We start from the raw sequence: 9,833 nt of genomic DNA on the forward strand, positions 1-9,833 counted from the left end.
CCCGAAAACAGCAGTTGAGAGATTGAAAAGGTCCCTGCCCTTGCCTTTTGGGTAAGGGATCTCAAATAACCGCCAGGCGATTTGATGGCCGATAGTTTCTGCAGAATCCAGGCAATAGCGGTCGAAGCGGTTTCTGACCCCATGAAACGGATAGCTTCCTGATAGGCTGATTGACTGATGCCGAGAAAGCACGAGACAATACGTGAAGCATCAAGAAGCTCACGCCATGTGCCAATTCCGTTGGTTCCGTATTCGCAAATATCTGGACATGTTCTTAGCACCTGGTCGAGAGAAATGGATGGCATTAACTCGACAGGAGTTTGCCGTTCAGCTTTCACGGGAACTGGTGTTTCCGCAGAAGCCGCTCTCAAATCAATCTTTTTGCCATTTTGAGATTCAAAAAGGGATTCTGGCAGGGATTCATTATGCTGCCGCTCATATTGGGCGACGCTGCCGCTCATTTCTTGAACAATCCCTATTGTTTTCAAAGTGATAGCCATTTCACCACGAATGGCTTCAAGAGCGGCCCTGATCGCGGACAGTTCATCAAGAGATGCGCGGCGAGGGATAGCGTCGACAACAGTGCGAAAGCGAACAAACAATGCTTCGAGACATTCCCCAGGTTCACCTGTTTTCTGGACCATATCCGCAAAAGCCGATGCCAGGTCTCTTCGTATGACTGACACTTCGTCGCGTAGACGCTTCAGTGTTTTCTGATCGGCGAGAATTTGATCGGCGATAACGGCAATTTCTGACGCGCGATCAAGCAAAGGCGCAAAGGAAAAGCCGAAGGCAAGTTCAACGCCGCCTTCCCTGTCCTTATGAGCATAGCGCTTACGCGTCGGGCTATCTTTGCGCGCGATGATCCCGGCTTCGACCAGTGAAGCGAGGTGACGGCGCAACGTCGATTCAGGCATGCCATGAGCACGTAGCGAAAGCTGACGATTGGACGGGAAAACGACGAGGCCAGTTTTCTCATTCATGTCATCGTCAGGGAGAAATGACAAAAGCGAGCTCAGCACGGCGAGGCAGCGATCATTGAGATCGAGTGCTGACTTGGCCAAGCAAAGCTGTTTGTAAATCACCCATCTGTTTACCCCCCTGCCCTGCATTTTATGCAGTTCAGGTTGGGCAAAACTATTCCTTCGCCCGTGTAACACGGACGTAACAGTTGCTAGAATTTGCATTTCCTCTCACCTTTCAAAAGGCAAAAGAAATCCACCCGCCAAATTGACGTCTATGACTCTTGACACTGATTCATGGAAATGCGATTCTCAGTCTGCTACAACTTTGAGAGAGGCTTCCATGACGGCAACGTTTGGGGGCCTTTTTCTTTTGGTCGTTATCCTTCTTTTCCGTCTATAAGATACTGCGCATGCAGCTCGGGCATTCTTTCCGCAAGAAAGTCTACGAACCCTTGAGGAACATTTTTCTCAAAACTTAGACGTGAGCCGGCCTTGGACCGAGCAATCGTTGCCAGCAGTTCCCCGTTTGCCCGGATTTCACGTTGAACATTAGCTTTCTGCGGTACTTTCTTCAAAGTGGGTTGCTTCAAAGCAGCGACAGCGGCTTGAAAACGATCTGATGGCGAGCTAATTAGCGCCTGCTGCACTATAAGCTGGGGATTGGATTGCGCATTCCAAAGGTCACAAAATTCGAGCCAACGTCTCCGTCCAGTGTCAGGCGCCCTTCCGATTTGAAGCAATGCAGATTTTGGAACAGTATTCGTGATGCGAAGCATCTCAGACAGATGTGACTTTGTCGTTGACAACGATGCACAAATGACATCACGCCGAAAACCTGCAGCCTCCTGTTCATGCGCAAAAAGACATTTTTCCAAGAAGGTAAGGTCTTCTCGATTGGTGTTCTCTTCGCCCTGGAAAACAATTGCCTGCTCGTCAGTGAGTTCCTTAATAATGGCCCTGAACGGTAGACCCAATTGCCTTGCAGCATTCCAGCGACGACGGCCAAACACGATCTGATAATGGTGTGTTCCATTGTTAAATGGACGTACAAGACCAGGAACTATCTGACCTCGTTCTCGCATTGACTCAACGATTTCTGCTATCGCGGACTCTTCGTAAGAGCCATCAAAGCGATCTTGAATAGGGGACGGAGCAATATCATTAACGTCAATGTCAATGATGCGATCACCATCCTTTAGAATTTTCGCGAACGTTTCCTCACGTTCGTGAAGCTGGCGAAGCCCTGCCGCCACCTTCCGAAGATGAGGTGATGGCGAAGCTGCTGGTGCAATGTCACCTGTTTGCTCTTGCGGCTTCACAAGATTTGCGAAGACGGATCGGGAATCTTTCCGGCTCATTCTCTGCCCCATGCTGTCCAAAGTAGCTTTTCGATTTCGTCGTTCACAGCGTTGAGTGACTCCATCGCCCTGTCATATGTTTTGGGTGCTGAAAAACGCGACCGCTGTACTTCATACAGGCTTTGCTTCCATGTGAGTGCATCTGCGACGGCCGTCGATTTCATTACCATATTCAGTAATAGGTCTTCGCCGAAAACCTGGCGCATAAGGGCAGTCATATTAGCTTGCGGATGATCGTTCGCTTCGAACTTGGTGATAATGAATTTTGCAAAATCCCAATCAACTTCAGCACCGGCATCGTTCAACACCTGCATATACGACGCTGCGAGCTCAAGAAACTTCCCAGTAGCGTCAACATCAAGCATATGAGCAGGTACAGGAATAATCACTCCTGTAGCGGCCGTAAGCGATGCAAGCGTCAAGAAATTCAGGGATGGCGCGGAATCCATTAGAATGATGTCGTAATCGTCTGAGACCTGATCCAACGCTTGGGACACACGAAGGAGAAAGTTGGTACCGCTTTTGCGCATCTGAAGCGCTACTGCAGTTTCAAACTCTGTGAGTTCCAGTCCTGCACAAATCACATCTAGTCCCGGAATGTGCGTTTGATGGATCAATTCTTTCGTGGGCTGGGGATTATCAAACTGGATTGCCGCGTAGAGGGTATCATCTACGCGCGGATCAAAGTTGGGTAGCGTTCCATGCAAGCTAGTCAATGATGCTTGCGGATCAAGGTCCACAGCAAGGACGCGATAGCCTTTCAGCGCGAGATAATGCGCCAAATGAATCGTCGTCGACGTCTTGCTTGACCCACCCTTAAAATTCGTAACTGAAATTATATGACAAGCTTCGTCTCCGGTGCGTCGCGGGTTCATCCATTTCTTACGTCCTTTCGACGCAAGCATCATCCTGAGTTCAAGAACTTGTTCCAACGTATAAAGACGCCGTCCGTTGGACGTAACCTCTGGCGTCGGACCTATATCTTTTTGAACCACTTGGCGGATGTAAGCTTCTGAAACATCCAGCAACGCTGCGACTTCTGTCGAGGAAAATTTACGCATTTCTCGACGCGCGTTTGGGGGATATTGAGCGATTGAAAGATTCTGCAGAGCATTTTCGAGCTTGCTCGAAAAATCCCGCATAAACTGTAGGCTACTCAGATGGCGATGCACGATTTTATCCTCATTGAATTGGAGCATATTAGACGCCACCAGAGTTAATGAATAGTGAAACAGAACGTAGTTGCGAAAAAAGCCAAAAGTACTAACTTTTTGCGCAACATCAAATTAGTCCGATTCGGGGCGACGAGAAAGGGAAAAGTTCCCCGCGGGGAACTTCGTCCGAATTTTATAAGTTATGGGGCGCCTCTATTCTTGCTCTCTTCTGGACTCTCGGGCGGGTGTGGTGGATTGACTGAACATTGGAGCCCGAGCGGGCTAGTCACATACCATTGGGTTGGCCCAAGAGGCGCTGTAGCTCGATAGCGCTGGTTATTGGATCTCTGGAGGAGCTTGTAGCGGGGCAATCTGATCGGACGATTGCATGGCTACGACAACGGGGCGGGCACTTACGTCAAAGGGTATATTTACGTCCTGGCAGAGGCTTCGCTTTTTCTCGAATTCCGTTTCAGGGTGCGTTGGGATAAATGTTATGGCTGCGTTCCGGGCGTTGAAGCATCTGAGGTAAAGGTCGTGAACTTTCGTTGCAGAGCAAGCAACTGACACAACATGGATAGTATATTAATCGGTTTTGGACAACGTATGGGCGAATAAGTATCGCCGCTGCGTGTAGGTGTGGGTCGCGTATTTATCGCTCGAGACTGGTGCGTTGGTCTGCGTCGGCACTGTTGGCTACTTTAACAATGTCCAAAGGTAACTCCCGGTGGATCGCCGGGTTCAAAAGAGCCAATCAGGCACTGGGGCGATGAAGCGGGGCTAGGGATCTATGAGTAGCGCTCTCTCTCCTGTGGTGGCTGATGCCCGCGAAGCATTAATCCTGCCGCTTCCAAGGTCCAGTTCGGTGTCTGATAAAGAAGCTCGGTTCGTTTTATACGCAATGCTCTCGCTCATGTCGGCAAGAGTGGCCGAGCGCCTGGCTCGGCTTTCATTGCAGGCTTCTTGCTCGGCCCAGTGAAGCTTTCTTCTGCTTCGTGCTTCGTCAAAAGGTGCACGGCATCGTCGGCCAATATATGTAGCCATAGGACCGGACGCTTTGCGTCGATGAGAAATCGCAAATCTAGGTATTGGCTCGCGCGCCGCCCGCACTGGCGTGTTCGCTTCGGCATCAGTATCCTAGATCAATTAGGTCGCACGTTGATTTTAAAAGTTAACGCGAAAGCATTTGCAGTGTGGCTTACACCGCTCCATCGCGGAATTCGAAGGGAGCCGATATTGATGCCTTCAGTGAAATCCCCGACTACAACCCAGCCCTCGTACAAGTGGGCCAAATCCGCCGACTAAGTCCTCTCGCCCGTCGAGCGTTTCTGCCAAAAGACAATTGAACCGAACTTCCGATTCATGTGACGAGCGTGCACTCATAAATAGTTTAGCTCTTTGAATGGACTGGTGGCTCAAAGGCCTCAGATTTGGCGGGTCTTGCTGTCAAGTCGCCCCTATGAACTCAGCGAACGGGAAGAGACGATTATTGCGCCGCTGTTGCCGCGCAAATCGCGTGGCGTGCCCCGCGTTGACGATTGCATGGTGCTCAATGGCATTCTGTGGCGCTTCCGCACCCGCTCGTCACAGTCCGAAATTCCAGATCGTTACGGTGTTGCAATGACCTGTTACAGCTAGTTTGTTCGCTGGCGTCGTGCCGGTGTCTGGGATCGGCTGCTGGATGCTGAATCTGAGGCTTATGACGGCGACATCGAGATGATCGATAGCGCCATTGTTTGTGTTCACCAACATGGAGCCACAGGAAACAAAGGGGTGCTGGCGATGGTTGCATGGGACGTTCCCGGTGGGGGCCTCACAAGCACAATTCACGCGATTGTTGATGCACAAGGCCGTCCGATCAATTTTTCCCTCACGGGTGGCCAAGTTGTTAACTACTCTCAGGCTTCATTGAGCGCATCAAAGCAGGTGGCACGCTGCTTGCGGACAGAGCTTACGATACCGCTGCCATCCGCAAGATGGCAGCGGACCGCAAAATCTGGTCTAATATTCCACCCAAATCCAACCGTACGTGCGTCTTCGCGTTCTCGCCCAAGGTATATCGTCAGTAAAATCCCGTCGAGCGGTTCTTAAATCGCATTAAACACTATCGTGGCATCGCTACGCGTTACGACAAGAACTCTGCCAGTTTCCTCGCTGCAATCAAACTCATCGCATTCCGCGTCTAGTGTATCTATTTATGAGCCTACGCAGTAGCACGAGCTCTCNTCTTGGCTCGCTCACCGGATTACAGTTATCGCCTGGATAATAAGAAGCGGTCGGATGTTTCGCTGGCGCATTTTGGATGTTCGGCGGATCACCTGCTTCCGGCCATCCGCATGCTGATTGGGCACCAAACCGAGCCAAGTCGCAAAGTCTGGTCCCTTTCAGAATGCCGTCATCGCAGGAGCGAAAGCTCCAACCGCCATAGCCATATCGCACCATTCCGGGCATCGACATCAATCGGGCTGTATTCTTAGAGACTTTGCTCCGTACGCAGGGTAGGTCGCGAAGCTTCTTGACGTTATAGGCGTAGGCGAGGACCTCGCTTGTTTCCCTTCTTCTGCGGTTTCCCAACCAGCAATTTCAGCGTGCGCGAATCTTGTGTGCTACGAGACTCGGGCGAGCCCAGAGATCGTCGGCCTGCCTGGTCAACATGTGCCAGACCAGAACCGCAGCTTTCGAGGCGCTGCGACGGCTGCGACTTGATGGCCCCGTTTGGCTCTGATCCGGACGAAGAAGGCCTGTAGCGGCCCGGCGCTTTTGCTGCCTCAGCCAGCATGGCCTGCGCATGGCTCTGACCGATCTTGCTGATGCGTCGGTGATGAGCAGCGCCAAGCACCGACGGGTGAACCCGCGGATTGAGCCCAAAGTAGCTGAGCAGCTTTTGCGGGCTTTTAAATCGGCTGATGTTGCCGATGGCGGCCATTAATTCCGTCGCCACGGTGACATCGACGCCTGTGATCGTAAGCAGCCGTTTGACCGCGGGATCCTGCCTTCGGCTGATTTGCCGATCGAGCACCGCAAGATCTTCACCGAGCCTGTCGAGTTCACGTAGGGCCAATCGCAATCTGCTCTTCGACAGGCAGAGGCTGACGTTTAAATCATTCACGCCCACGACCGTTGAACAGGTCGGCATGTGGACACTTTGGGATCAGGAGAGCATTCAAGATGGAATGGACCTCATTCTTAATCCAAGTACGATGACGCACGACCTGATAGCGACGGGCCCCCCGCCTCTTCATGCGTTCTGCTGCGGCGTCTGGTGTCTATATTTCCGGAAGATGCCCAGTAGCGTAGAGATCGGCCAGTGTGCCAGCATCAATCTTGTCGGTCTTTACATGCGCCTGCGCGATCACTTTTACCTGCAGGGGATTACTATTCACGACCCGTCGCTTCGATGACAACGTCGTCTGTTGGCCCGCCTTGCCGGACCCTTCAAGAGCTGTTCGCGTCATGCCGACGCTGCCACCATGACGGAGCCGGCCGTCTTCCCAGAAAACCACCTCACCAAACGTTCGGTGGGATATCAATTCCGCTAACCCGTCGCATAGGCGCCTCCTGTCGATTGACCAACGAAGCTGCGGGCGATACGACAACAACGGATTCGCGCTCTAGGCGCAACCGGGCGAGTCGCAGAGGCGGCCAGGTACCAACACGAGCTCGCAGCTCATCGAATGCATCTGCCTGCCCGCACCTTCCTGCTCCTGGTGCCTCTGTCCTAGATGCTCGCAGCACACGCCGCAATTCTCGAAACTGCAGTAGGACGTCAGCACCGAAGATTTTATACCGGTTACTAAACACATGGAGCGGCGAATGGCGGTCTCGGCCATGGCCTCTGCGCTATTCGCACCATCCTTTTGCCGTTTGACAAACGGCTTCAAATAAGCGGGCGGTAGCACGCGAACTTCGTCGTCAAGGCTACCGATCTCGCGCGCCCAGAATGCGCAGTGGCACAGGCCTTCATGGCAACGTTTTAACTCGGCAATTCCGCAGAGATCCCGGGGGGCCTGACCACATGGCAGCTTTCTACTCAGGGCGGTGCTGCCAGGCAGTTCTAGTCGCGCGAAGCTGGTCGGGTAGCAGCGACGCATTACTGTGCCGCCGCCTCACTGGAAACCGGACATGCGGATCACTCCACATCCGGCTCAAGCCATTCTTCAGCACTATGATGTGGCACCGAACAACGCGCCGGAACGTTTCGCAATTCGGCGGTGGACGAAGTAAGAGGTTCATGCCAGATCAAATGGATTAGCCAGCCCCCGCATATTGACATGTCTCGAAATCGCAATCGTCATTGCACGAAAGAGCCGGCACCACTGGTGTTGGCACCTACCGAATCCCTCAAAAAATCAATCAGCGTCTGCCACGCATCTTTCGTCGAACAGTCGCTGCACCTTTGTCGCCGACGCTGACAACACTTCAGTTAGTTTTGCCTATATCGATACCCAAAATTGAAATCGTCATGGATCGGCTCCTCTTACTTCAATGAGCCAAAGGCTGTCACGAACTTGAACGGTGCTTCCGGGTATTGTAACCGACATTGCATTTGGTGATGACGGCACTAGCCCCTGCGGGGCCGGCAACATAGATCTCTTAACCGCGGAGCCTTCCCTTTTGAATATCGCCGAAGTATTATTTTTTTGTTGTGATTTGCCTATCAATGGCTATTTTTTATCAAATTTCCGGTAAAAAGGGCGCTATCTCTCAAAAATTTAACCCATTAGTTTTCCAACGTTTTTGTTGTCATATGAAACCGAAAATCTCCTTTGCTTTCGTTGCGGCGACGTGAATTCACAAGCAACGCTTGTTGATTGGCCGACAAGGTGCTGGACGCCGAGACGATTTCGGGTTTTCGCGTTCCGACCGCAAAGATCAGCTCGCGCTCAGCAGGATTGTACAATGCTAATTGATCAGCTTCCTGCGCTCAGCCACAAGGCGGGAACACATTCGATACAGCGTCTCAATATCCAATTGTTGCTGGCTCCGGAGATCGACAAAACGCATTGTCGGTCTACGTTTCGCCGGCATGATCGTGCTATGGAGACCCGTTGACGGGCCGATTTACAGAAACATCTTCAAGACGTGGGCAGAGACCCAGTTTGCGACACTGCACAAAAGTGAGTTTGTCGTGCTCGACAATGTGGCTTTTCGCAAGAGTACGCGGGCCGATGAACTAGTTCGAGCGAAAGGCGCCTGGCTTCGTCGTTACAATAAGGACCGTCTGTCGCGGAGCGGCAATCAGAAAATTAAGATGATCTTGTCCGCGATAATCAATGTGATAACTTGATTCCAACTGCGACCTAAGAATCTCATCCAGTTTGGATTCTTCCGCAAATGTGGTGCAGGTGAGTGCTTCTGGCCCTGCCATCTCCGCTTGGAACTCCCAGGCGGATTTCAACAGGCGCGACCTCTTTCGCGGCGTCTATTTAGGTGCTCCAAGCTTTTGCATTAGTACTAAAGGCTTTGCCATGGCATCCAACGGCGAGACGCAATGCTTCGTGATCTCGGAAACGGGCCACAGTCCAGTATTCGAGATGGGGGGAAGAGGCGGGATCAACCTGCTTGAGCCGTAGACTTATAGACTGATACACCAGATCCGGACAGCGATCAGTTTGACAGTAGCGAGGAAATTGGTCGGGTTCTTGTCGTAACGCGTAGCGATGCCACGATAGTGTCTGATGCGATTAAAGAACCGCTCGACGCGATTTCTCTGACGATATACCCTTGGCGAGAACGCGAAGAGGCACTTATGGTTGGATTTGGGAGGAATATTGAACCAGATTTTCCGTTCTGCTGCCATCTTGCGGATGGCATCGGTATCAAACGCAAGGGAAGCTATTTTTCGAGCGGCTGATGGAGCTGGAGGTCGGCTCAGCCAACTTCTTGCTCAACGCATTGGCTACCGCGACCGCGATTGGCAGACGCGAACCGGAACCGTTGAACGCCGCATTCGAGAACTGCGTGGCCCCGACGGCAGTTATCTAGGAAGCGCGACCTAACTCAAAGCCGCCGTGGCGAGCGCATTGTCTCCGTTGCCGTCATCATCGCCCCGTCGGCTTCAACAGCGACGGGCGGCGCGAGGTTCCGGACATTGAAGTCGGCACGTCGGAGGCCGAGCCGCTCTAGAGCGTAGACTCATAAACTGATGCACCAGATGCTGACAGCGATCAGTTTGACAGCAGCGAGGAAATTGTACGGGTTCTTGTCGTAGCGCGTGGCGATGCCACGATAGTGTTTGATGCGATTACAGAAGCGCTCGACCAGGTTTCTCTGGCGATATACCCATGGCGAGAACGCGAAGACGTCCTTACGGTTGGATTTGGGAGGAATATTGGCCCAGATTTTCCGTTCTGCTG

At 52.2% G+C, this 9,833-nt stretch carries 3 protein-coding genes and 6 pseudogenes; 2 read left to right on the top strand and 7 right to left on the bottom strand.

From position 1 onward, the window contains the following. The 3 genes from repC to repA all read right to left on the bottom strand — a co-directional run. A partial coding sequence (gene repC / locus ACTJKP_RS25395) for a plasmid replication protein RepC (RefSeq protein ID WP_440632270.1) occupies positions 1–1,187 on the bottom strand: 1,187 nt, incomplete at its 3' end. Between the two features lie 155 nt (positions 1,188–1,342). Beyond that, the gene (gene repB / locus ACTJKP_RS25400) at positions 1,343–2,323 is read right to left on the bottom strand and encodes a plasmid partitioning protein RepB (protein WP_440632657.1); all 981 of its coding nucleotides are present in this window, start codon (positions 2,321–2,323) and stop codon (positions 1,343–1,345) included. Beyond that, positions 2,320–3,495 (bottom strand): plasmid partitioning protein RepA, encoded by a 1,176-nt coding sequence (repA, locus tag ACTJKP_RS25405; protein WP_440632658.1) that lies wholly within the window; start codon positions 3,493–3,495, stop codon positions 2,320–2,322. The genes repB and repA overlap by 4 nt, the downstream gene beginning before the upstream one ends. A gap of 1,425 nt (positions 3,496–4,920) precedes the next feature. Between repA and ACTJKP_RS25410 the strand changes: the two are divergent. Continuing rightward, positions 4,921–5,663: pseudogene (locus tag ACTJKP_RS25410) on the top strand (IS5 family transposase). A 54-nt stretch (positions 5,664–5,717) separates the two neighbouring features. Here ACTJKP_RS25410 and ACTJKP_RS25415 read toward each other — a convergent pair. The 3 pseudogenes from ACTJKP_RS25415 to ACTJKP_RS25425 form a co-directional block, all read right to left on the bottom strand. Beyond that, positions 5,718–5,946: pseudogene (locus tag ACTJKP_RS25415) on the bottom strand (transposase); the annotation flags it as partial. A gap of 33 nt (positions 5,947–5,979) precedes the next feature. Next, a pseudogene (locus ACTJKP_RS25420) lies at positions 5,980–7,026 on the bottom strand (IS110 family transposase); the annotation flags it as partial. 2,026 nt (positions 7,027–9,052) lie between these two features. Further along, a pseudogene (locus tag ACTJKP_RS25425) lies at positions 9,053–9,298 on the bottom strand (IS5/IS1182 family transposase); the annotation flags it as partial. Between the two features lie 52 nt (positions 9,299–9,350). Between ACTJKP_RS25425 and ACTJKP_RS25430 the strand changes: the two are divergent. Then, positions 9,351–9,594, top strand: a pseudogene (locus tag ACTJKP_RS25430) (hypothetical protein); the annotation flags it as partial. A gap of 18 nt (positions 9,595–9,612) precedes the next feature. Here ACTJKP_RS25430 and ACTJKP_RS25435 read toward each other — a convergent pair. After that, positions 9,613–9,833: pseudogene (locus ACTJKP_RS25435) on the bottom strand (IS5/IS1182 family transposase); the annotation flags it as partial.

Source organism: Brucella sp. 22210 (assembly GCF_052045675.1).
GTDB lineage: Bacteria > Pseudomonadota > Alphaproteobacteria > Rhizobiales > Rhizobiaceae > Brucella.